At 59.1% G+C, this 23,458-nt stretch carries 18 protein-coding genes and 1 pseudogene; 9 read left to right on the top strand and 10 right to left on the bottom strand.

The genetic code is table 11. The annotated features are described in order from the left end of the window. Positions 1 to 416: GTP-binding protein (locus tag FJ941_RS12510; RefSeq protein WP_246673785.1), on the bottom strand; the 416-nt coding region annotated here is incomplete at its 3' end. Between the two features lie 963 nt (positions 417 to 1,379). Between FJ941_RS12510 and FJ941_RS12505 the strand changes: the two genes are divergently transcribed. Beyond that, positions 1,380 to 2,138 (top strand): response regulator transcription factor, encoded by a 759-nt coding sequence (locus FJ941_RS12505; RefSeq protein ID WP_140505894.1) that lies wholly within the window; start codon positions 1,380 to 1,382, stop codon positions 2,136 to 2,138. A 108-nt stretch (positions 2,139 to 2,246) separates the two neighbouring features. Here FJ941_RS12505 and FJ941_RS12500 read toward each other — a convergent pair whose 3' ends face one another. After that, on the bottom strand, positions 2,247 to 3,314 hold the full coding sequence (locus tag FJ941_RS12500; protein ID WP_140505892.1) for a hypothetical protein: 1,068 nt from the start codon (positions 3,312 to 3,314) through the stop codon (positions 2,247 to 2,249). Between the two features lie 571 nt (positions 3,315 to 3,885). On the opposite strand from FJ941_RS12500, the gene FJ941_RS12495 reads away from it, so the two are divergent. Next, entirely contained in the window at positions 3,886 to 4,473 is a 588-nt protein-coding gene (locus tag FJ941_RS12495; RefSeq protein ID WP_281405563.1) for a sugar transferase, read from the top strand. Between the two features lie 125 nt (positions 4,474 to 4,598). Here the strand turns inward: FJ941_RS12495 and FJ941_RS12490 are convergent, their stop codons facing one another. Continuing rightward, complete coding sequence (locus tag FJ941_RS12490; protein WP_140505888.1) at positions 4,599 to 4,847, bottom strand: hypothetical protein; 249 nt, start codon at positions 4,845 to 4,847, stop codon at positions 4,599 to 4,601. Between the two features lie 428 nt (positions 4,848 to 5,275). Between FJ941_RS12490 and FJ941_RS12485 the strand changes: the two genes are divergently transcribed. The 7 genes and pseudogenes from FJ941_RS12485 (at position 5,276) to FJ941_RS12455 (ending at position 11,683) form a co-directional block, all read left to right on the top strand. Then, the gene (locus FJ941_RS12485) at positions 5,276 to 6,535 is read left to right on the top strand and encodes an O-antigen ligase family protein (RefSeq protein ID WP_210242219.1); all 1,260 of its coding nucleotides are present in this window, start codon (positions 5,276 to 5,278) and stop codon (positions 6,533 to 6,535) included. Between the two features lie 7 nt (positions 6,536 to 6,542). Continuing rightward, positions 6,543 to 7,376 (top strand): hypothetical protein, encoded by an 834-nt coding sequence (locus FJ941_RS12480; RefSeq protein WP_140505884.1) that lies wholly within the window; start codon positions 6,543 to 6,545, stop codon positions 7,374 to 7,376. 8 nt (positions 7,377 to 7,384) lie between these two features. Then, positions 7,385 to 8,389: a hypothetical protein gene (locus FJ941_RS12475; protein WP_140505882.1), complete on the top strand. Its 1,005-nt coding sequence runs from the start codon at positions 7,385 to 7,387 to the stop codon at positions 8,387 to 8,389. Positions 8,390 to 8,483: 94 nt separating this feature from the next. Next, entirely contained in the window at positions 8,484 to 9,650 is a 1,167-nt protein-coding gene (locus FJ941_RS12470; RefSeq protein ID WP_140505881.1) for a PqqD family protein, read from the top strand. Next, a complete protein-coding gene (locus FJ941_RS12465) occupies positions 9,640 to 10,635 on the top strand; it encodes a nucleotidyltransferase family protein (RefSeq protein WP_140505879.1) in 996 nt (331 codons plus the stop codon). Before FJ941_RS12470 ends, FJ941_RS12465 begins: the two co-directional genes overlap by 11 nt. 79 nt (positions 10,636 to 10,714) lie before the next feature. Continuing rightward, positions 10,715 to 10,957 carry a hypothetical protein gene (locus tag FJ941_RS12460; RefSeq protein WP_140505877.1) on the top strand — a complete coding sequence of 81 codons (243 nt, stop codon included), beginning with the start codon at positions 10,715 to 10,717 and terminating at the stop codon, positions 10,955 to 10,957. Between the two features lie 215 nt (positions 10,958 to 11,172). Beyond that, positions 11,173 to 11,683: pseudogene (locus FJ941_RS12455) on the top strand (nucleoside kinase). Between the two features lie 262 nt (positions 11,684 to 11,945). Here the strand turns inward: FJ941_RS12455 and FJ941_RS12450 are convergent. The 7 genes from FJ941_RS12450 to FJ941_RS12420 form a co-directional block, all read right to left on the bottom strand. Further along, positions 11,946 to 15,002 carry a putative Ig domain-containing protein gene (locus FJ941_RS12450; RefSeq protein WP_181169770.1) on the bottom strand — a complete coding sequence of 1,019 codons (3,057 nt, stop codon included), beginning with the start codon at positions 15,000 to 15,002 and terminating at the stop codon, positions 11,946 to 11,948. A gap of 126 nt (positions 15,003 to 15,128) precedes the next feature. Further along, the gene (locus FJ941_RS12445; protein WP_246673783.1) at positions 15,129 to 16,634 is read right to left on the bottom strand and encodes a lipopolysaccharide biosynthesis protein; all 1,506 of its coding nucleotides are present in this window, start codon (positions 16,632 to 16,634) and stop codon (positions 15,129 to 15,131) included. 250 nt (positions 16,635 to 16,884) lie between these two features. Further along, entirely contained in the window at positions 16,885 to 17,763 is an 879-nt protein-coding gene (locus tag FJ941_RS12440; RefSeq protein WP_140505874.1) for a sulfotransferase, read from the bottom strand. Between the two features lie 198 nt (positions 17,764 to 17,961). Then, complete coding sequence (locus FJ941_RS12435) at positions 17,962 to 19,332, bottom strand: polysaccharide biosynthesis/export family protein (RefSeq protein ID WP_246673782.1); 1,371 nt, start codon at positions 19,330 to 19,332, stop codon at positions 17,962 to 17,964. Positions 19,333 to 19,460: 128 nt separating this feature from the next. Further along, positions 19,461 to 20,681, bottom strand: a complete 1,221-nt coding sequence (locus FJ941_RS12430) for a glycosyltransferase (RefSeq protein ID WP_140505872.1) — start codon at positions 20,679 to 20,681, stop codon at positions 19,461 to 19,463. Positions 20,682 to 20,871: 190 nt separating this feature from the next. Further along, positions 20,872 to 22,503: a hypothetical protein gene (locus FJ941_RS12425; protein WP_140505871.1), complete on the bottom strand. Its 1,632-nt coding sequence runs from the start codon at positions 22,501 to 22,503 to the stop codon at positions 20,872 to 20,874. Between the two features lie 385 nt (positions 22,504 to 22,888). Next, positions 22,889 to 23,449, bottom strand: a complete 561-nt coding sequence (locus FJ941_RS12420) for a transcription termination/antitermination NusG family protein (protein ID WP_140505869.1) — start codon at positions 23,447 to 23,449, stop codon at positions 22,889 to 22,891. Between the last annotated feature and the right edge of the window lie 9 nt (positions 23,450 to 23,458).

The raw sequence follows: 23,458 nt of genomic DNA, 5'->3' as shown, positions 1-23,458 counted from the left end.
TCGATCAGCACGATCGCCAGATCGGCGGTCGAGGCGCCGGTCGCCATGTTGCGGGTGTATTGCTCGTGGCCGGGCGTATCGGCAACGATGAACTTGCGCTTCGGCGTGGCGAAGAAGCGGTAGGCGACGTCGATGGTGATGCCTTGCTCGCGCTCGGCCTCGAGGCCGTCGACCAAGAGCGCGAAGTCGATGTCGTCGCCCGTCGTGCCGTGCTTGCGCGAATCGCGTTCGAGCGCGGCGAGCTGGTCCTCGAAAATCTGCTTGGTGTCGGACAGCAGGCGTCCGATCAACGTCGACTTGCCGTCATCCACCGAACCGCAGGTCAGGAAGCGCAGCAGCGACTTCTTCTCCTGCGCGGCCAGATAGTCGCGGACGCCATCCTTGGGAGCGAGGCTCTTTGCCTTGATGTGGCGCATGGTCAGAAATACCCCTCGCGCTTCAGGTTGAGACTATCGGTCCTGCAAGCCCTGATGTGAAGCCCATCCGCCGCTGGGCCAAACGTGACCTGTTGCGGGTCAGCACGCTTGGGACCGCAATTGCGTCGGTAGATGTGGCTAGGGCGGATGGCAGTCGCCTCGCAGAGGGGTGGCGGCTTCAGTCTGGATGGAGCGGCCCGGCAGCCCTTGTTGGGATGGGGCTAGGACACCGGGCCTAACCGACGGGCAGTTCGTGAGAAACGGCACCGGGGGATAACGGACTATATGCGCTCATACCCAAGACGCGCAAAGCATACGAAAGAAGTATGAGGGCAACATTCGGGGCTCAACCGATGACCGATCAGCCAGTGACGTGCAGGCGCCGCCTCACGCTCTCTTCCGGCTATTTGCGGGATCAGGCTTGCAGCGCTGCTACTATCCCTCGTTCACGCCTTGGCGGGAAACAGCTGACCAAGTCACCATCGATGTGTTGGTCTTGCCGAGGCGCTTGGCCATGGCGGCGAGGTCGAACCAATGTGCACCTCGGTCGCCGAGTTCGCCGCGATTGGCGGCCGTATGGTTTGTTGGCCGGCAAACAGGAAATCACCAGTCGCACCCCCCGTCTCAGCTTATTGATGCGAGACAAGCTAACGCAATTACAGGTTGTAATACCTTTGGACATATTAGCTAGCTAATATATAATTACCAATTGTTAACCAGGATTAATGCGGCCTTTCCACAGCATTGTAGTATGCCCTTTAGGTTGGGTTACCTCCATAGGGCGGGGAGGCCATACGTCCGTGCGTTGGGGCGGCGTATGCTCTACTCCTTGAATCCAATCCCCGGTTAAATCTAGGCAGCCTGACACGATGGAGCGTATCAGTTCACGCGTCTGACAAGCTTTGCGGGGCCCAATCAAATGGGAGAAAAGCAAGTCGGCGACGGAGAGGAGTATGTAAGGCGATGGGACCTCACCAAATTTCCGATTCCTGGAATGATGCAGCAGTACCGCTACACAATGGACATCTGCCGGGCGCGAATGGTCTAGGCAGATCCGATGTCGAAGAAGAGCACCGAAGCGAAGGCCTAGTCCTGATTGTAGACAAGCGAGCGCTTGAACGTGAATGCCTTGCTCGTGGCCTTATCGAACACAATCCCACTTTGCGCGTTAGCGCGGTAGGATCGCTTGACGAGATCCAGCACATTGCCGGGAAAGAGGAGCCATCCGCGGTCCTGGTCATTCTTGGCGCCAGAAAGGTCTCCGAGCAGAGTGTTCGGGCGGAACTTACGGACTTCATTGCTGAGATTGGCACCGTACCCGTAATCGTCGTGGTGGATTCCGACGACCCGGGGGAGGTTCTCGCCGCACTCGAATGCGGAGCCCGAGGCTACATTCCCACAAGTGTGAAGGTGAAGGTCGCTGCCGAGGCCATTGGTCTCGCTCGCGCCGGAGGGATCTTTGTACCCGCCAGTTGCGTGCTGGCGCTTCGAGAGATCATCCACTCGACGGCAAACGGTGCCCGACCGCTCGCCGGCATGTTCACGATACGCGAGGCTGCGGTCGTAGAGGCGCTCAGGAAAGGCAAGGCGAACAAGATAATCGCCTACGAACTCAATCTCTGCGAGAGCACCGTCAAGGTCCATATCCGCAACATCATGAAGAAACTGAAGGCTACGAACCGCACGGAAGTAGCCTACAAGCTCAGACAGATGTTGCTATGACGGCTGCTTCGGACTTTGCCTAGCTGGTCCGGCAACAATTGCCGGACCCGTTGAGGTTGGACACCCGTCCGGATCGTTTTCGCTAAACAGACTAGCTCGCGCTGGTGTTTAAGTGCGTTGCCTCGCAATGGTCGCGGACCTTGCCTTCACGAGGAATCCAACACTGTCCTCGCCCAGTTCTGCGCCCCGATATGCTGCTTCGGCGGCTTTCAGCCCTCCCGTCAGCCTGCGGACCGTCGGAGCTGCTCCGAGTACGTCAAGTGGCAAGCCTAGCTGATCGCGGCCGGGCCTCTTCGGCGGCCAAACCGTGAGGCCGAAATAGCTGGCGGCCGAGCGATCGATCCCGCCGCTGAACTGCACCAACAGCGTTTGGCTCGAGTTCCGGCCAATTCGGCCCAGGCTGTTGATGTCCATTGGTGGTTTGTCGCTGGGTCGCATCGCTACGACGATGACATCCCATGCATCTTCGGTCAGCAGCACCGGGTGCGAAAAAACGCTTACTCCCGCCCCGCGCTCGCGGAGCGCATATTCAAGGGATGATGCACAGGGCGTGTCGCAGACGATGGCGAGCTTGGCCGCGCGTAGATCGACACCGGCATCGTCCAGCAAGGTGCAGCATAACCGCGCGAACTCTGGCAGCAGGTCTACGGCTGGATGGTTGAGATTGAGAGCCGCAACCTTAATGCCAGCCTCGTCACAGGCGTCGAAGTCCACAGTTCCAGGCCGAAGCTCCCACGCTCCAGCCATTAGCGAAACAACAGCATGAGAGGGTAAGAGTTCGACAAGCGATCTAGAAATCGGCCCGACCTGGAGGGAGTTCGTGACGAGGTCGACGTCCTGCCATTTGCGGCTGTCGATGCGGTCGGTCACTTCCACGCATTCCGACACGTTGGCAAAATTGGCAAATGCCAACGTCGCGGTCGCGGCTGCTGCCAGGCTCGGATGTCTGGAGGATATGCGAGTGAGCGCAACGACGCGGCTGGCCTTAGCGAGCGCCGCCGCTGCCGCAGTCACTGCTTGGTAGCCTGTCGCAGCGCCAACGACCACGGTGAGGCCGGAGAGATCGAGATCGAGCAAGGCTATTTGCTTGCGCACGAGAGCAAGGACTTCGGCACGGTCGATCTCGGAAATATCACGAGCAAACGACCTTGCTGAAAAATGACGTGATGTAGGCATGAAGCTGGGCACCACGTTGCGCGCTCTCACTATCTGGTAGGCCGGCAATGTCCTTTAAGCGGATCCGCTGCCCTGCCGGTCTCGTCTGGGCGCGATGCGCGTGCATTTCCTGCATTGCGTTGGCTGACGCGTTTGCGGCCTTCGCATTTGGTAAAGTAGTTCCTGTCTATTCTATTCTCGCCCAGGCGAGTGACGGTCCAATTTGGTTGGCCCTCTGACCTTTTGGTGGCCGAACCCGTTCCAATGCGCGCTTTGGCAATACAGCCGAACCTGCCCGAACTGCTACTGCAGCAAACGGATGCTAGGTGATACCCCGTTTGATCGGAAGACTTACCGAGGCTACGCCTGCGACGCTCGGATCAGGCTAAGGGGGTAACGAGCGCTGGGTACGGCGCTACCTCCTTTGCTTCTCTTGCCGAGAATGACGCGCCGCTGTGAAGTTGGGCAGCGAAACCAGCAGCGTTTCTTGGTGACATCCGTGACAATAAGCGCCTTTGACATAAAGCACCGCGGGCCAGGCATCCGCGTCGGCCAAAACCTCCGTCCGCTTGGAGGCCGGCGCAAGAGGATGATGGACATGACCGTCGCATTGATCGCGCTTGTCCTCGCTGCGCCGGTGATGTTGGCGGTTGCCCTTTTAATATTAGTGACCGACGGCGGACCGGCGGTGTTCTCACACACCCGGGTAGGGTTCAACGGCAGGCGCTTCGCCTGTTACAAATTCAGGACCATGGTTGCCAACTCGGAGCGGGTTCTGGCCGACTATATCGCGAGCAATCCCGAAGCCGCCAAGGAGTGGGAGCAGAATTGGAAATTCAAGAATGACCCGCGGATCACATTCCTGGGGCGGATTCTAAGGAAGTCGAGCCTGGATGAGCTGCCTCAACTCATCAACGTGCTGCGCGGCGAGATGAGTTGCGTCGGCCCTCGTCCAGTCGTTCCCGACGAACTTCAACGTTACGGCTCCTCTGCGATCGATTATCTAAAAACCCGGCCTGGGCTGACTGGCCTTTGGCAGGTGGCCGGCAGAGACGCAATGGACTATCCCAGTCGTGTCTCTATCGACAGCCGATATGTGCGGGAATGGTCCCTATGGGCCGATGTTGTCATTCTCGTCCGGACCGTGGGCGCCGTGATGAAATTCGACCGTGCGTCTTGATTAATGCGCATCGCAAATTCTTGCCCGATGCATTGCTTTGCCTAAAAACCGCGGCGTGCTGTCGCGATCGCAATGGCGAAAGGTGCGGCGCCGGCCGGCCGCGGCGAAACGGCAGCCACAGACCATTACTGCTCACGTGACATGCCTTGGCGCCAGATTACGCCCAGGAAGAGGCCGAGCAAGTAGGCACCCTGCAGAACGACAACGAGAAGCAGGATTGAGATGAGGTGGTGCCAATCAAATACACTGCCGATGCCGCCTGCAGCGACGCCGCCCACGACCGTCACCGCGGTCATGATGATGAGCGCGGCAACTCGAAAACGAAATCCCAGCAAAATGCCGATCACACCGACGGCGACAAGGCCCCAAAGCACGGCGATCTCCTATGGGTGGAAGACTCAGTGTGCCATCTCCAAGTCTCCCACATCTGCGAAATCGGTACCAACACTCAATCCGGCTGCACCGCCTCGCCGACGAGCGGTCGAGGGGCGGGAAATCGCCGCACACTCCCCTGTGTTGCACAAAAGGCGTAGAGTACCCTGTCCGAATGCCCCCTTTTCGCTCATTTCCTTGTCCACCCGCCGAGCCTACGCTGCTTGGAAATAGGTATGCGGAAGTTCACCCGCCGTGCGGCAGCATGCAATGATTTATGATCCGGAGGCCAAGCCTGTGTTTATCAGTACAGCTATTCAGGACAACAAGACGCTGGACGTTGCGCATCAAGGCGAACCTACGTCGGCGCGCAGTTCCCGCATAATGCCTCTAGTGTGACATTCTACCTATGCTTCAGGTATCTATCCTTTTGCTGATCCTGTCCATCTGGTTCCCTGGCGCCACGCGGATTGCCGGAACGGATGGCTCGCTTTCCTTCGTGCTGGCATTGTTCTGCGCTCTGCTAAGTGTCGGTGCCTATGCGGAAACAGCAAGACGCCTCCATCGGATTGAAGCCGCCCTGACGACTGCGGTGCTGACGATATCTGCTGTCATCATCGTTCTCTCTCTACTGTCGATGCTCTACGCAGACAATCCGATGAGGACGATGCGCGCGGTTTTCTCACAAGTGTTTGGTTTCGCGATCATTCCAGCAGTCGCGGCGATCTCCTTGAGACCGAAGGGTCTCGTGGCAATCGACAGGGTTGTGACGACCATAGTCATCATGACTGTCGTAACATCCTGTCTTGTCGCTATCGGGCTGGGCGATGCCAGATTCGCCGATCGGGCTGAAGGCTATTTCAAGCACTCGAACCAACTCGGGATCGCGTTGTCGGCTGGTCTGCCGCTTGTCGCCGCGAAGCTGGTCACATCCCGCCGGCACCGACTTCTCCTTATGGGCTGCCTCGCTGCGGTGCTCCTGGGTTTGGTGAAATCGGGTTCGAAGACCAACTTCGTTCTCGGCGTGGTGGGCCTTGGTCTTTTCTTTGCACTATACAGTATATATCTAATCAGAAGAAAGCAGAGTCCGTTAAAAGTAATCGTGGGAACCATTGCCGCTCCGATATTGTTCGAAGCGAGCCTGCTGACATTGCAGTTCCTAAATCCACGGGCTTACGGCCTGCTGGCCCTTCAACTTTCCGGAGGCGAGGCGCATTCGGTGGTATCGCGGCAGCGACTGTGGTCTATATCGATCGATCTCGGCCTGTCGCACCCGTTCACGGGTGTGGGGGCAGGGCAATGGGTGGAAGATATCGCACCCCATAGCCATAATCTGTTCATTGACTTCTTTAGAACACTGGGAGTGCCTGGCTTGGCGTTGGTGTCGATGCTGGTTCTCGTGGTCATGGCATATCTGGTTAGGGTCGTGTTCTGCACATTGTTCGGCAACGATAGGGGGGGCGACCATGCGGCGGAAGTGAATGTGATGGTGCTTGGGACGTCGGTTTCCCTGTGGAACTACATCATCGCAAACCAGATGAGCGACTCCTTCGGTCCATCGACAGCGCCTTTCTTCTGGCTGCCGTTGGCTTTGCTCATCTTCTACCGCGGCGTCCAACGATCACTGCAGACCGGCCCTGAGCGTCCGAAATTGTACGCGGTTCCAGGGTCCCAGCTCTTTCAACATTGAAATTCCCATGGCTTCGCACACAGTCCATGACCTGACGGCAGGCTTGCCGCCAAGCGTCGAACCACGCCCACTTCAAACAGACATTCGATTTGTGGAATTCTTTGGTCTCCCCGGGATTGGAAAGACAACCGCAACCACCCTGTTGGCGAGCGGTTTGCGGCGGCACGGCCCGTTGGTGGGTGATGTGCGGGTAGCGTCGGAGACAAGAAAGTTCATCAGCCGCCAGATCTACAGAATAGGTATTGTTGCACCAAGGTTTAGGGATCGTGAGTTTCGCTCCCTGCTCTCGCGAATTACGCGCTTTGTCATCGAAGCTGGGCAATCATCAATTGTCGACACAGTCAGGGTCATCTGGAATCTTTCGTTTCTGATTGCTTATGTTCAAAGCGAGAGACAGGGAAGAAATACAATTATTGTCATGGACCAGGGCCTGTTGCAGGGATTCCTATCCATCTTGCTTAAGAGCAAGCGTGGGGCAACATCCGAGAAGTGGCTTGATATCCTGTTCGCCATTGGCGTGCACGATATCGCTTTTGTCCATCTGCGCGGCGAGATCGGCGTGGCACGAGATCGACTTCTGAAAAGGGGCGATCGATCCTCGCGGATGCAAAGGACATCTCCTGACCGCGACCTTGATCTGTGGTCGACCGCGGATGGTGCTTGCCGCCAGATTGCGACCGATCTTGAGTGGAGGATGGGAACGGAAGATCACGCCGGCGTACTGGTGGCGGTTAACGCGGAGAGGTTTGCGTCGCCCGAAGACGTCGCCGAAAGGGTTCTCGATGCGGTGCTACTGGCCTGCCTTGAACGGCATCGGCTGTGCGATAGGGTAGGTCAATGAGCACGAGAATGGACCGCCGTTCTTTCATGGGCGTCGCCGGCTTGTATCCTGTAATCGCTTTATTGCCGAGCTCGCTCCGAGCGCAAGGCGGCCAAACGCCGGGAGGCAACGAGTTCGTCCTGACGGGTGAGTATGGCTTCAAACAGCAAGTAATTCGGAACCTCCAGCCGGGAGCAACTATCAATGCTCGCAATGCTTCCTTCACGGTTGCCAACAGCAGAAACAGCGATCCCAGCGCGACGATGGGCTGCGACGAGGGGACATTGCCGGTCAATCGCTATCCCGTCGTCATCCGCAACTGTCCAGGGGTTCGCTTTGTCGGCGGCCGCTTCGACGGCCAGGTACCGCTAACGTCTGATTGGCGGGACACCTACTGCAACAGCGCGGCTCTGCTTGTCAGGGACGGAACCACCGATGCGACAATTGAGGGGGTGCGTGCCCGTCGCTGCTGGGATGGCATTCGCCTCGCCGAGCACGCCGACGGTTTTCGCCTAAAAGGGTGCTGGCTCAGCGAAATCAGGGATGATGCGGTGGAGAACGACTATCTCCTCAGCGGTATCATCGAAGATTGCCTGTTTGACGGATGTTTCTCGGGGATCAGCCTGGACCCTGCGTCAAACGAGCGGGACGGAACAGGGCAAACGGTGCGAGTCGACAAATCCCTCATTCGTATGCATGCCTTTCTGTCCAAGGGCGAAATCACACATCAGGCGCCGATCAAGGCTGTCGATCAGTCGCCCAGGTTGAGGATCACGGAATCGGTTTTCGCATTGGCCGCGGCCAACATGCGTGGATTCCGTCGCCTGGAAAGAACATGGCGGCTGACGATTGAAAGCCGCGACAACGTTTTGCTGTGGCTGCCCGACGAGCCAATCCCCTCCTCGTTGCCGCTGCCGCCATCTGGTTTCAGATTGCTGACGGGCGCCAACGCCCGCGAATATTGGAACAAGGCGCATCTCCAATGGATCGCGGCGCATCAGGACGTGGTCCGGTTCTCCGACGAATTGCTGTGAGAAGTCGCAGCGTCGGCAATGATTATCCGAACTGCAAAGACAGGTGGCGCTCGCATGCACCCTGCTTGCAACAACAGCTTGGACCGTCACCGCGATGAACCAGCACGAGGCGATTGACAGAAGTGTGACATCAGGATCCGCCGATCACGGCCCTGGGAGGTTTGTGATCCAGGGGCGGTTGGTACGCGTCAGGGGACAAAATATTCTGTTCAGCCCTTCCCAGAAGGCCATTTTCGCCGTCAACGATACTGCTGCCGACATCTGGCGCTCTCTGGAGGAAGGCATGCCACCGCGCGCCATCTCGGTCGAGATGGCGCGCAGTGGCGTTGATAGACTTGAGGCAGACAGGCATGTCGAGGCTGCACTCGAAGATTGGCAGCGGCTGAACCTGATACGGCCCTGCGCGCCCTTGTCTACTTCGTCAGCTCAAAAGCCTGTGAGCCAGGTGGTCGCGGTTGCGGGCCTCAACATACGCATCGTCTATCCGGCGGCCTACGCCTTTCCCGCGATTTCCGTATTTCGCCACCTCGAGGTCAAAAGAGATACTGCCGACGTACTGCTCGAGGTCGTTGGGCAGGGAGGGAGAGTCCATCTGTTGCGGGATGGCAAGTGGATTTTGTCCTGCTCCCTCGACGCACTACCCGTCATGCTGAAGGGGCAATTGCTGACCGAGGTTCTGGATTACGGCGCATATGAACTTGCCCTCCATGCGGCTGCGCTTCTCAGAAATGAACGCATCGTCCTTCTTTGTGGCAATCCGGGCGCGGGCAAGACGACGCTGACCTTGGCATTGGTCCATGCAGGATTTGGCTTTGTCGCCGATGATGTGACGCTGCTGGACTCTAGCGGGCATGGCGTCGGCCTTCCGTTTGCCCCGGCGGTCAAGGCGGGAGCATGGCCGTTGCTGGCCAAATACTGCCCCGGCCTCGATGCCGTTCCGATCTGTCGCCGCCCTGACCGCAAGCGTGTACGATTTGCCGTGCCCAAGGCGTTCGTGCCCTTGCCTCCCGCTCCCCTACCCATTGGCTGTGTGGTCCTGCTCCGTCGAGGTCGTACCTCGAAAGCTAGCCTGGAGCCGATCGATCCAGCTCACGCTTTGCGCGGCCTGCTCAACGGCGCGCTGGCACCCGGCGGAGAGCTCAGTGGCACCGCTTTCGAAGTGCTGACCCAACTCATCGGCTCGGCGCAAACCTATTGCCTGACCTATTCCGGGCTTGATGATGCGGTGCAGCTAATCTCGAAAGCGTGCCATGACGAGTAGAGGCAACGCGCTTAAGGCGTTGGTCGCTGGACTTCGCGGCGCTCCGACCGACAGCGCCGACTGGCAGGCCGTGATCGCTCTGGCAAATCACACTCTGCTCACAGCCGATTTGTTCTCGTCTCTCGCTCGGGCCGGACAAATCCATCAACTCCCGCAGGACGTGCGCGAGTACCTTCGGTTCGTTTACGACTGCAATCGCGAACGGAACCTGCGCTTGCGTACTCAACTGCGTGAAGCCGTTGCCGCCCTCAATGGCCGCGACATCGTACCGTTTCTGCTCAAGGGGGCCGTTCCTCTGTTCCTTTCGCCGGGCGGCCAGGTTCCCAGCAGGATGACGAGTGACCTCGATCTAGCCGTGGACCCGCGCGAAGAGACGTTCGCCCGGACCTGTCTTGAAGAGCTTGGCTACGTCGATGTGGCGGGCGCCCGAGGCATGGCCCGCGAGCATGACGCCGGAATGCTGGAACTTCGGTCGAGCCAACCAACCTGCCATGCCCCTCCCGAACTCGTCCAACTCGGAGGACTTCGGGTGAACATTCCTCCCGCTCGGTCTCGCGCCCTGCATTGGATGGTGCACGACCTTCTCAAGGAGGGAGATTACTGGCGCGGAAGGATAGATCTCAGGCACCTTCATGATCTGGCCCGATTGGCGGAAAGCGAGGACGTGGACTGGATGTCACTGCAGGAATCCATGCCGGATCGGAGCGCCCGCAATGCGCTCGACACCCAGCTCTTGGCCTTGCATCATTTCTTTGGAACCAGAATCCCCGCAAAATGTACACAACGCCCGATGGTCCGTTTCCAGCACTGGAGGCGCGTCTTCACGGCGACCCACCCCATCATTGGCGCCCCGCTGCGCCTGGCAGGCAATTTGATGTGGGGCATATGGCGGTTTTCACGCGCCTACGGATTGGCGAAACGTGGGCCGTCGGACCCCTTGCATCGCATCGCTCGCACGCTCTTCAATCCTCGCACGAAAATCTAAGCCTTTTGGGGAACTAGTGCGCCTGTATGGAAAGCGTAAGATCAATCTGCGAATTTGAGAAAGTTTGTGGGAGGTCGAAATGTCAATAGAAAGCACAAAACGCTCGGAACAGACGCAAGAGACGCTGGTCTCGGAGGCTCAAGCGCGCCGTGACTTTCTCAAGAAGGCGGGGCGTTTTGCGGCGGTTACGCCGCCGGCTGTGACGCTTCTGCTCGGCACAAGCTTGAACTCCAAGGCGATTGCCAAATCGGGCGGCACACGCCCCGGCAATGGTTGGGGAGACAAGAACCATATTCACGTCGGCCCGCCCGGCAAGGCGTAAGCTCCTCGAGCAGGGTCGCTGAAACAGCGTCTCGACGACATAGGGCCAAGGACATAGGGCCAAGCCCTTCGTGAAAGCCCAGACCGCTTGCGGCGCCCAGAGTGCCGCCGGCGGTCTGGGCTTTTTTATCGGCGCTGAAACGCGTTGCATCGAGCATCGTCCCATTGCCGATCGTTCTCTTCTCGCCGGATTGAACGACGTGATAAACGGCGCCTATGGGAATCAAGAACTACCTGATCGAAGGCGGTTCCGGCACTGGAAAAACGTCTGTCGCTACCGAACTGGAGCGGCGGGGTTTATCATGTCGTCCATGGTGACCGGGTCTTGGCCTATGTCGGCGACCCCGAAACAGGCAAGGCACTGCCAGGACCACCCGAAGGCCAGGATCACATCGTCTGGGGATACGCGCACTGGATTTGGCCCGTCGACAAGGTCCGGGCCATTGCTGCCGACACCACCCATCCTGCCACCTTCTTCTGTGGCGGCTCGCGCAATTTCCATAAATTCCTGGACTTATTCGACAAGGTCTTTGTGCTCGACATAGACGTTGAGACGTTGAACCGACGATTGGATGGGCGACCGAATGAGCCAGGTTTCGATCCGGCCGAGCGGCGGCTGGTACTGCGCTACCATCATACCCGGGAATATCTTCCCGCTGGCATCGATATCGACACGGCGGGCACGGTCCCAAGCGTTGTCGACGATCTCCTCGCTCAACTCGCCTGAAGCCCTGAACGTATCGTGAATGGGATGGGAAGCACTCGAATAGTGCGGGAAGACGCTAATGCATGTCGCCCGGAAGTGTCCTCGGTTCCGGAATAACGACATGCATAAGATCAGAAGCTTACAGCAGGTTGGGCGAATCCTATTCGCCGCGACATGCTGTAGTCGCCTGAACGGCTACTGGCGCCGCTGAGACTAGCCGACCGGCAGCTTGCGGATTGCCGGACGCCCTACGACCGACTTGAAGAGGCGAAGCCGTACCGGATCAGGCGATTACCCAATCGTTCAAATGGAATTCATAGATCTTGCCGTCGTTCTCGTTTGGATCCGTGTTATTGTCCACGCCCCGATCGACGATATAGAGGCTCATTTGGTGGCTCGGATCGTCGCTGCTCGGCGCCAGCGCCAATCCGGCCGGTTTATGTGCGTCGGCCGCCGAGATATCGAGCGTGCCCAGCAGATCCCCGGTTGGCGTTATCATTGCCACCGAGGTGCGTGACACGATGACGTAAAGCAGGTCGTGGACCGCATCATACGCGAGGCCCCCGTCAGCAGGGGATCCGAGCGATTGTACAGAAAAACTCGTCACGACATCATCGCCACCCGTGCTTGGGACGCCGTCGAATTTGCCGTTCTGGCCCGGAGCGATGGTGTAAATGTTATGGTTTGAGCCATCCTCGAGATACAGCACTCCGCGTTTTGTGTCGTAGGCAAGAGCCTCCGAATCCTTACTGCCGAACGCGGCGGTCTTGAATGAGGTCACGATATCGTCGGACGTGTTGTAAAGCCCATCCTTGCCTGGGTTCAACTCGTAGACGCTCTTCGTGCCAGTGTCGTCCGCGAAGAAGAGATGGTGGTTAGCAGGATTATAAGTGACCCCGGCCGGCTCGTCCGAGAAGTTGATGGTAGTGAGCGTTCCCATAAGATTGCCGGCCAGGTTCATTTGGTAGAGATTCTTGCCGGTAAAAATGGGCATTTCATCGACTTCACTGTCGGCAACCAGCAGCGTGCCAAGGTGAGAAATATAGACGATATCCGTAGGATCGGGGCTCGGCGGCGACCACTGCGAGGTCAGGATGGTATGGGCCAGGGTCACCGATGTCGGCAGCTGGCTGGTGACGTCAACAGTGAAGGTGTGAGTATCGAAGCTGCCGTCGGACGAGGTGGCTTTGACGTGGAAATTGATTGTCGGTTCGGACTGGGCGTTGAGCGTGCCGGTGCTCGATCGCGTGACGACCCCGGTGCTGGCATTGATGGCGAAGCGCGAGTCGTCGATCGTGTAGGTGACCGTCGAGCCGGCATCAGGATCCGAGGCCGAAGCGGTGATGCCGACGGCAGTACCGGCCGCAGCACTCTGCAGAATCTGGTTGGCCGCGGTGTTGGCATCGGGCGGAGCGTTGAATGCGACTGATTCCGGGCTGTCGAGGACGGCGAGAGTGAAGCTCTTGTTGGCGGTGCTGCCGTCGGAAGAGGTCGCCGTCACCGTCAGGTTGATGGACGGCTGGGTCTCGAAGTCGAGCGTGCCGACGGCCGAGCGCGTGATGACACCGGTGCTGGAATTGATGGCGAAGCGCGCATCGTTGATGCTGTAGGTGACGGTCGAGCCGGCATCGGGATCGGTGGCCGAGGCGGTGATCCCGGTGGGTGCGCCTGCCGCGGCAAGCTCGGCGATCTGGTTGGCGGCGGCATTGGCGTCGGCCGGAGTGTTGAAGGCCACCGGCATCTGGCTGGCCGTGACATTGACGTTGAAAGCATGGGTATCGATGCTGCCATCGGACGAGGTGGCCGTGACGGTGAGGGCGACCGACGGCTCGGACTGGGCGTTGAGCGTGCCGGTACTCGAGCGCGTGATGACACCCGTGCTGGCATTGATGGCGAAGCGCGAGTCGCCGATGCTGTAGCTGACCGTCGAGCCGGCATCGGGATCCGTGGCTGACGCGGTGATGCCGATGGTCGTGCCTGCGGCGGCGTTCTGGGCGATCTGATTGGCGGCAGGGTTGGCATCAGGCACCGCGTTGAAGGCCACCGGCTCCGGGCTGTTCAGGACGGCGAGGGTGAAGGCTTGGTTAGCGGTGCTGCCGTCCGACGAGGTCGCCGTCACCGTCAGGTTGATGGACGGCTGGGTCTCGAAGTCGAGCGTGCCGGTGGCTGAGCGCGTGATGACGCCGCTGCTGGAATCGATGGCGAAGCGCGAGTCATTGATGCTGTAGGTGACGGTCGAACCGGCATCTGGATCCGTCGCCGAGGCGGTGATCCCGGTGGGTGCGCCTGCCGCGGCAAGCTCGGCGATCTGGTTGGGGGCGGCATTGGCGTCGGCCGGAGTGTTGAAGGCCACCGGATTGCTGGATCCAGGCAGCAGATATTCAATGTGCAGCAGCGGTGCGCTGGCCGGATTGTATTCGTAGGAATCGGCCGTGCGCGTGCCGGTGCCGGTGACCACGAAGGCCATGTCGTTGAGCGCCACCCAGCCGGAGCGGTTGACGACCTCCTGGACGATAGCCGTAAGGTCCGGCGTGCGCTCGGCAAGGCCATGTTCGCCCACGATGGTCCACGGATCCGGTGTCCAGGCGGTTGATGCCGTCGTCCGGGGAAGCGAGGAGACATTGAAGGCGGCGCTGGTGAAGGGGCTGGCGTCGTCGGTGTTGTCGCCCTGGATCAGCAGCGAGGCCGCGCCGGTTTTCACCTCGTTGGCCTGGAACTGGATGTAGGCGCTGGTGATGATGGCACCCTTAGGGATGTCGATGCCGGTGAAGCGAAGGCCGACGGTCTGGCGGGTGCTGCCGTCATAACCCAGCTCCAGATCGTTGATGTTGGTCCCAATCGTACCGGAGCCTTTCTCCTCGACGTCGTCGCCTGCGGTCGCCACCCTGGTCTCGAAAATCGGGTCGATCGCACTTGAGCTGGCGGCGAGAAGGCTGCTGGTGGCGACAGCGCCCCCTGTCGAGACCGTGCCGGTGTCTGCAAGGGCAGCGGCGGTGTAGGTGACGCTTCTGTCCGCATGATTCCGGGCGCTGTCGACAAAGGTGCTGTCCAGATGGATGGCAAGTCCAGCCGGCACCTCGGCCTGTCCGGTGAATTTCAATCCGCCATCGTCTACCGATGGCGGGATGATCCCATGGTCGGAAATGAGATCGAGCTTGCTCGCGGCTGGTTCCAAGTTCGGAGTGTGGCCGCCCTGGCCGGTTTCGGCAGCAAGCCCCTCGCCAAGATCGGAGAGCACATGACCCGTCTCGTTACCGCTTTCTTTTCCGCTTGGCTGGGTCCAATCGTCAATGTTCAGCCAGTCGCCGCCAATGCCTGCGTCGCTGCCGAATTCAGTCATCAGGAATTTCGCGCCAACCTCAGTCAGTTTGGTCATGTTGGATTTCCCTTCCCCAATTTCCTGTGATTAAAACCGGCATCGCGACGCGCCCGACAGGAGAAAGCCGCGGCCCGAATGTCCTGCTGGTCAGTCTGTTGCCTTCTTCATCCTGGGCCAGGCAGGCGCCACGGCCGCGAGCAGGCGCAGCAGTGATAGGCCGTCCCGTCCAAGGAACAGCGACGGCAGGATCCAGCACAGCAGCAAGCCTCCGGCAGACGCCAGCAATGCCGTATCGATGAGCAGGGGAAGAGGAGATAGATGGAACTCGCGCAGCCAGTCCACGACTGCCCAGACGCCAGTCCCGACAACACCCGCGAGCGCGAGCCCGGGCAGGTGCGCCGCAAGGAAATCCCCCCATGTCATGCCGGTCACGCGGAGGCTCAACTGTGCCATGAGGAAGAAGTTGATCCCGAAGGCCGCGCCGACGCCGAACGCCACGCCTTCTATGCCCCAGAATTGCCCTATGAGGGAACCGGCGAAGACGCCGATGGTGAAAACCGCCTGCCGCCAGGCACGGGCGTAGACCGTCCCTGTTGCGCGCGAGACGGAATCGCTAAGCTTGTAGCTCGTGCGGAACAGCATGCTGAACGCTAGTATCTGGAGCGGCGCGACTACTCCCACCCATCCCCGCCCGAGAATGACAGCAACTAACTCCGGCGCGACGATCGCTACGACCACACTGGCCGGCAGGACCAGCAGAGCGCAACCCGCGACCGCGCTGCGATAGGCACGAGCAAGCCGCGCCGGCTGCTCCTGGACCAGAGCCATGGTCGGGAACAGCACTCGATCGAGAACCTGGCCGACGATGACCGCCGGCGTCGTCATCAGCTGTGACGACAGGCCATACAGGCCAAGCGCGTCTGCCCCGAGCCAGCGGCCCACGACAAGCCTGTCCGCCTGGGTGGCGAGGTAATTGCATATCCGGGCAATGGTGAAACCGCTTCCGAAATAAAGCAGCTCGACGGTGGCGCGGCGTTCCAGCAAAGGTAGCATCGGATGCGGCTGGCCGGCGAGCAGCACGACCATGCGGATGAATTGCTGGATCAGGAGCGCGCCGACAAGGGCCCAGATACCGAAGCCGAGCCAAGCCAGCACTGGACCGGCAACGACGTAGCCAGCGGCGAAGGCGCAGGCGTCGACGAGCGCCAGCCAGCGGAACCGCAGCGCGCGCTGCGCTGCGGCCAATGCCACCATGGAAGCGCCTTGGAAAAGGAACACAAAGCAGATGGCACGAACGATCGGAGCAAGATCGGGGAGCCGAAGCAGACCGCCAATTGCCGGTGCCATCGCCCATACCAGGGCGGACACAACAAGGCCGAGGAGGCACGACAAGGTGAACCCTACCCGAAGATGTCGTTCTTCCAGGACCGGGCGCTGGACGATTGCGGGGCTAATGCCAAGTCCCTGGAAGATCGCCGAAAACTTGATGACGATCAGCGCTGCGGAGTAGAGGCCGAACTCATTGGGCGAGAGCAATCGGGCCAGGACGAGAAGTGCGACAAGCTCGGCGACCGCGAGGGCGCCCATCGACAGGGCCGTCCAGAACATGCCCACGACACTCTGTTTTGCCAACCCCCGCCGGTTGTTGCTCACATCTCTCTCCACTCGTCGGCCCGTTTAAAAAGGCGACCACTGCGTCCATCCTGGATCCGCCGGGCCGCAGGCGATGCGCCCCGCGATCATCGGCGCCATGGTCATTTCGTCATTGCCGGGATGCCGGCGTAAGGGTCATTCGTGCCCTTCGACACTCAGCTTCACCGCACCTATTTTACAGTTGCGCGATCGCATGAGGTCATCAAGGGCGCTCGGCAGCGGTCTCGCTTGCCCGCCCTGCGCGCCTTCCCTATTGAAGGAGCGGGGGGATTTCGTAGCGATAGAACTCCATCTCATCCCGGATCTCCGGTATGATCGCCGTCAAATCCTTCTTTTCGAGGCGGAGCCACTTCTGCTGGCGGCCGGGATCGATCATCTCCTTGGCCTTGTGGACGATATCGTCAGTACAGTTCAGCCCGCAATGCTCATAGATTCGCCGCAAGACCAACTCGGGGTCCTGTATCAAATCCTCGTAGCGGAAAGAGAGCACGCGGCCATTGCCCAGCCTGGCGAGATCTTCGCGAGCCTTTCGATTGCCGCGCGCCCATTGGCGCGCGATCACCGTCAGTTTCTCGTTCTCCTTCAAATCCCGATCTATCCCGTTGTAACGTGGCCCATAGATCGATGTGTATTTCTTCCCCAGCAGCCTTTTTGTGACCACCTGCTTCAGAACGTCCCTTGCATAATAATGAATCTGTGACACGGGCGTCATCTTCAAGAGGCGTATTAGACCTTTTAAAGATTTAGCTCGCTGCCATTTAAGTTCCATCGAGCTTATGTAAGAAAAAGGATTTCTCGTTATATAGAGAAATATCGCGTCTGGAAATATTTTGTGAACAAACGGCACCCGCAGGACATTGGCAGGCGTATTTTCCATGATCTGTCTGTCGCCGTGTTGCGACTGATATTCAAGGAATCTGCCGCGAATGTAGCGAGCGACCCTATCAGTAGCGTCGGTTTCGACGAATTCGTCATGACGCCGCGCCGGATCGGCGTATAGCCACACTGTTTTCGGCTCGTACCAGGTGACGATGTCGGGGTGCAGCCCGATTAATTTTTGTGCGATTGTGGTTCCAGACCGATAGTTGCCGATCAGGAAAATCGGAGGTTTCAGCTCTGTTGCTGTCATGACAGGTCTCCGTCTCTAAAGATTAGCCAGGATCGCGCCGACCGGCATGAAAAGCTCCGCCGCGCCGCTACTGAACGCACGCATGATCTGGTCCCTCAAAGGTCCGCCCGATCATGGCCCAACGAACCCACGATCGTTGCGGAGCGAGGCCGCAGCCTGAAGTGAAGCCGTGACCGAGGAAGCGGGCATGTGTTCTTGCTATTGACCGATAAGGCTTGGCTGAAGCGCCGGGCCTTTCGCATTCGGGATCGCCGTTGTTCCGGAAGTTTCCGGGGCGTAGAACCCTTTGTTGGCCACAATCGAGACTTCGATGACGTCGCCAGCTCTGACTTCCGTGTTTTCATCCGCGACGATGTCGTGGGCGGCTTTCTGGTCGCGCCTGAAGATCGAAATCTTCACTGAGCCTTGCAAGTCGTCGAAGGTCCTCTGTTCGCCATATGTAAATATAAAGAGAAGCTTGTCGGCGACATACCTTATTTGACTTTGAATTTTCCCCAGCTCGACCTGCGTGTCTTGGGTCTGCGAGATCAAGTCCATTTCATAACTCTGCTTCTTTTTTCGCAGCTCGCTTTCAGCGGTCAGCATCGCCTGCTGCGCCTGCTCCTGCTGCAGCTCGGTCTGCGAAAGTTCGGCGCGATAGCTGGTATGTGCTCGTTCGGCCGTCATGACATTCGAATTGGTGACCAGGCCTTTTTCCCGCAATGACCGGGCAGACTGCAGTTCCTCGAGTTGAATGTCCGCGGTCTTTTCCCGTTCCTTTCGAGTGGCCGCGACCATATCCGCTTCCTTCCTGGCCCGCTCCAACGAGACATCAAGGTAGGAAATGTCGTCCCGATATGCGGCAAGGCGGGCGTCCAACTGCGCTTGTTCGGATGCTACGATGTCGTCAATCAAGTGGACGCCAAACTCGACCGGCGGATCCGGCGGGGCAACGAAGGATTTGTCCTGTCGGCTTTCCGCCTGGAGCCGGGCAAGCCGAACCTTCAGACGGTATTCCTCGATCGCCAGACCTGCGCGCGCACTGCGTAGATCCGCTATTTGCAGGGCCGGCTCCGTGTTTCCCGCGGTCGTAGCCCGAAACCCGCCTGCTATGGCGAGTGCATGGCGAACCGTAATGCCGGGTTGAAACGGGTACGATCCTGGATGAGCAACCGTCCCGGAAATAAAGAATGGCCGGTACTGGCCGATCTCCACTTTCACGTAGGGCTCGAGGATGAGCTTCTGCTGCTGGAATGCACGCTGAATGGCCTGCGAAAGGGCAACGCTGCTGAGGCCGCGGGCTTGGACATCACCCAACATGGGAAGTGATATCGAGCCCCGATCATCGACCACGACTTCCAGAGGATAGGCTGTCTCGCCAATCACGGATACTCGCAGGACGTCGCCGGTGTCGAATGTGTAGCCATCGGCACGGGAAGCGTCTGCCGCGAGCAGAACAACGGCAATGGCGAGGCCACCAATCATTGCGAGCATGCGGCCGGCCACGGGTCCGGATCTTGGAAATAGCCATCGGCACCAATCCTGCAGCGAAGGCTTGGATGGAAATTGCTGGTTGGCACGCAAACGCATCGTCGTACTCCCGTTGTCATGCTGCCGTCAGGACCAGTCGACATTCATCGGCGGAACGTCACGGCAGGGTATTCGTTGTCGAGAATTAAGCCTTGGAAATCCGGGCTCCGTCGAAGGAGCAAAAGGGATCAAAATCCGTGCAGTCCTACGGTCTGCTTGGCGAGGCCATCGCGAATTCGCGGGTCATTCGGCCTTGCGGCTGAGAGAGCCGACTCAAGAACGGACTGATAAATCGACTCGACCCTGTCGCACATGGCATCCATCCCCCATGACGAAAGGTCGGTGAATTTCGCGCTGGCAGCCAGTTGAGCGCGATAGCGCTCATTTTGCAGAAGGTCGGCGATCGCCGCCGCTGCGGCGCCAACATCTTCTGCTGGCGTCACGATTCCGTTCACGCCATGCTTCACCACTTCTTCCACGCCCGGCAGGTGCGAGACCACGCTGGCTCGACCACCCGCCAGATACTGCATTACGACCCGAGGCAGTCCTTCTCGCATGGACGTCAGAACACATACATCGGCCAGGCTGATTAGTCGTTCAGGCTCGCAATGGTAGCCGATCATGCGAACGTTGTTGGCGAACGGGGATCGTTCAATCGCCGCTTCAACAGCGGACCGGGTCGGCCCTTCACCGGCTAGGATCAGTCGCACGTTTGGGATTCGGTCGACGACTTGCCCAAATGCTTCAATGAACTCTACATGGCGTTTTCTCGGTTCCAGTGCGGCCAGCATAAGGATTACCGGCGGCTTAGGCTCTCCGGCGGCCGTTCCCAGGAGCAGATGCGGCTCCTGCGGCCATTGCGCGTTCGCGAAGCGTGTCAGATCGAAACCGGAATGGACGACGTGGTGCTGATCGGGACTGCCCAAATGATTGGCGATGCAAATGTCGCGCATGGCCTGGCTGACGTCGATGAAAGCGCGCGTGACTTTCGCGGCCAGGCGTTCGGCAGCCAGGAACATGAGCCTCTGCGCGTTGCCCACATGCACGAAAGGTAAAATGTGCACGCCATGTACGATGCAACGGACATTGGCTTCCTTGGCGGCAAGGCGACCGACGATCCCGGCTTTGCTTTGATGTGTGTGCACGATGTCAGGTTGCCAATCGCGTATAAGGCGAGTGAGTTGCCCGAATGCGGAAATGTCACGGGATGGCGAAATCGAGTTGATCAGTTTTTCCAGCGTCACCACCCTGATGGCTCCGGCGACCGACGCCCGTAATCCAGCATCGTATTCTTGGCCGTGAACCAAAAGCACTTCGTGGCCATGCCGCGCCTGAGCGAGACAGCAGGCCAATGTATTCTCTTCGGAGCCTGCCCGAAGCAATCTGGTGAGCACATGAACAATCTTCATTTGCTTATACCTCAGGGGACATGAATCCGGGGCGGCGCATCCGGGTGAGCGAGCGCCTGGAGGCGGAGCGTTGAGGGCTCCTCGGCGGGCTTCCCTGGCGCGGCGTGGTCGGCTGTTGCTTGGCGCGATCGCGGCAAGCTGGCCAGCGCGTCTGCTGTGGTGAATGCCGGCGTTTGGCGGCCAGCTGTTCTCAGAAGGACAACCAGATATGCCTGAACAGTTCCTGGCCGACCGCCTCTATGCCGGCGCTCGCGTCAATGGTTCGGATGTTCTTGTCCCTGTCTCTCAACTCCGCCATCAGCGATAGCCGCGCATCGAACGCTTCTTTCCTGATCTCTCCCGGCTTGCGCTGCTCGGAGACGGCAAAATCTGAAACGAGATGCAAAGTGAGCTGTGGCTGGCATTCTGCCATCTTTTGATAGAGCCTTTGCTCGAGGCGGGCGAGAACCGACAGGCCGGGGACGGAGAAGAGGTGCGGTGGGACGGTTGGCCCGTCCAGATATCCGCTACACAGCGCCTGCGGCCACCTGTCACAAATGACGATCAGGCCGCGCGTAGCCCATCGATGCGCACGTTTCACGACAGCGTATCGCTCTAACGCGATCAAGACTGCCCAGAATGCCAGCGCGGCAGCGGCGAGTCCTCCCTTCGACCAATTTCGGCTGAAGGAATTGTTGCCATCGTGCTGGGCCAACGACTTTAGGCGGCGTCTGTAGGGAAAAACCAGAGTCTGCAACGCCTTGCGGAGCCACCACCCATTGCCGTCTCCGATTCCGACATATGCTTGCGCACACCCGAATTTCCATCGAAATATCCGTGTCAGCCGATCAGCTTGAGTGCTCTTTCCCATGCCATCAGGGCCGACGAGCGCCACTACAAAGCCGCCAGCCGCAGGCCGCCTCTTTGGTGGGAATGTGCCGGGCATCAGGCGCTGAAAGGACCTCAACGCCAGATATGAGGTCTTGCGGGCCAGATGAACGCCGGCATCGGCGATCCCGTAACCTCCTATAAAACCGCAGGCTTCACGGATTGAACGCCGGAGTCTGGCAAGATCTCTGCGGTTTGCCATCAAACCGTCTGCGCTTTGCAGAAACCTGCAACTCGCCAGTCTGCCGCCGCCGAGCGTGTATTCCGCGACACCCAAGCCTTGCTGGCCTGACGGAAGTGGCGGGCGTGCAAATTGGTCCCTCCAACCACCACCGACGGTGATCCACTGTCGCCAAGGCAATGCCCAGGTCCGGAAGGCGAAGCGGGCAATGGTTATTCGAATCTCGTCCTCGGGTGAGACGACTGGAATCGACACCCCATCCACACAAATCGACTCCCATCGTGTAATCGCCGCATAGTCGAATACCGGATATCGCTTGCGAAATTCCCAGCCGACACGGATCCCGATATGCATGTCGAGGTGGAGATAGCGGCCATTTGGAAAGTCAGGCAGGAACCAGTCCTCCCGGCCGGCACAGACATTGTCGTAGCAAGACAGGCTCACGCTGCGACAGCCGTGCAGCTTGCTCACGATCGAGCAGAAGACCGGGTAGTCGTGCTTGTCCAGAAGGAGATCCAGGTCATCGCGGCCCGCAAGTCCGCTTTGCAGGGATGCGAGATCCTGAATTATTCCGTACTTCAGGCCGCTCTCATTGAATGCTCGAAACAGTTCGATAGCGATCGGGAGGGCCGGGACTGTTTCGAGGGGCAGCAAGGAGGCGCTTGCGTCGGTTTGGGAAACACCGGCATCTGCTTTGTTGATCGACGGGCTCGCCCCAACCGCCCTGGCTGGCGCTGGAACATTCACCCCCGGCGTCAACGCTTCGACCAGCATGCTTGCCTTGCCTTTTGGAACCCAGCGACGATATTGTTGCGGCTGCAGGCCGTCCCGAGACTCTCCGGGATCCGTCGGACGGTAGCTTCCGGGTTTGGATTTACGTGAAGGTTGCAAGGGGTTTCCCCTGGTTGATCGCGTCGAGCGTCATTCGCTCATCGTCGCCGGTCATCGTATCGGCGAGGTATATCCAACCAACCTATTGGCGCTGATTTCGTTGAGACGCAGCACCCAATGGTTTCAACGCCGGCCTGCAGCCTTGGATGTCGCCTTGCAAGCTGCCGCATCGAGGGTGAATTGGGTGCCAACTCATCCTTCCTTTGCCGGGTGGTTTCGGCGTCTTTCGAGAAAAAAAAGATATTATACGAAAACTAACGTATAGAATTCAGCATATAACCGAAAGTTTATCTCGGTCGATCGTGATTGGAATCGAGCGGTTCATTATATCAAGAAGAATTTTGACTGCTCCAGCACTTCCAACATGATCAAGAACGCCAAGCTGTTCCGAAAACGGTCCATCTATGATTCGGATTCTTTGACCTGGCCTCAATAAGATATCGGGGTGCAAAATTCCGTCGTCGTCGGTTGCGGCTATCAAGGACTCGATCACGCCGTATGGCGCCGGGACCGGCATTCCTTTGCTCATGACAAGTCTTCGCACGCCGACGGTTGAGTTGATCGGGTACCAACTCTGCTGAGCAGCCAGCGAGACGAACAGATAGCACTCGAAATACGCACTGGCGACGGTTCTGACGACGCGAGCGTGGCGAACGGTTCGCCTTCGCTTGGGCAGGTATGTTCGGAAGGTTTGCGATAGCAGGTGCCGCTCCGCCAAGCTCTCGGAATGTTGGTGCGTCTGGACCACGTACCAACGCGCAAGGTCCCCGCCGTAAGTCTTGCCAACCGGCTCCGGGTAGCGATCGTGGTATAATTCAGCGTGCTGCATGGCGAAACA

This window comes from Mesorhizobium sp. B2-3-13, from assembly GCF_006442195.1.
GTDB classification, from domain to species: Bacteria; Pseudomonadota; Alphaproteobacteria; order Rhizobiales; family Rhizobiaceae; genus Mesorhizobium; species Mesorhizobium salmacidum.
The sequence above is the reverse complement of the archived record's forward strand: the minus strand, read 5'-3'. Positions and strand labels throughout refer to the sequence as shown.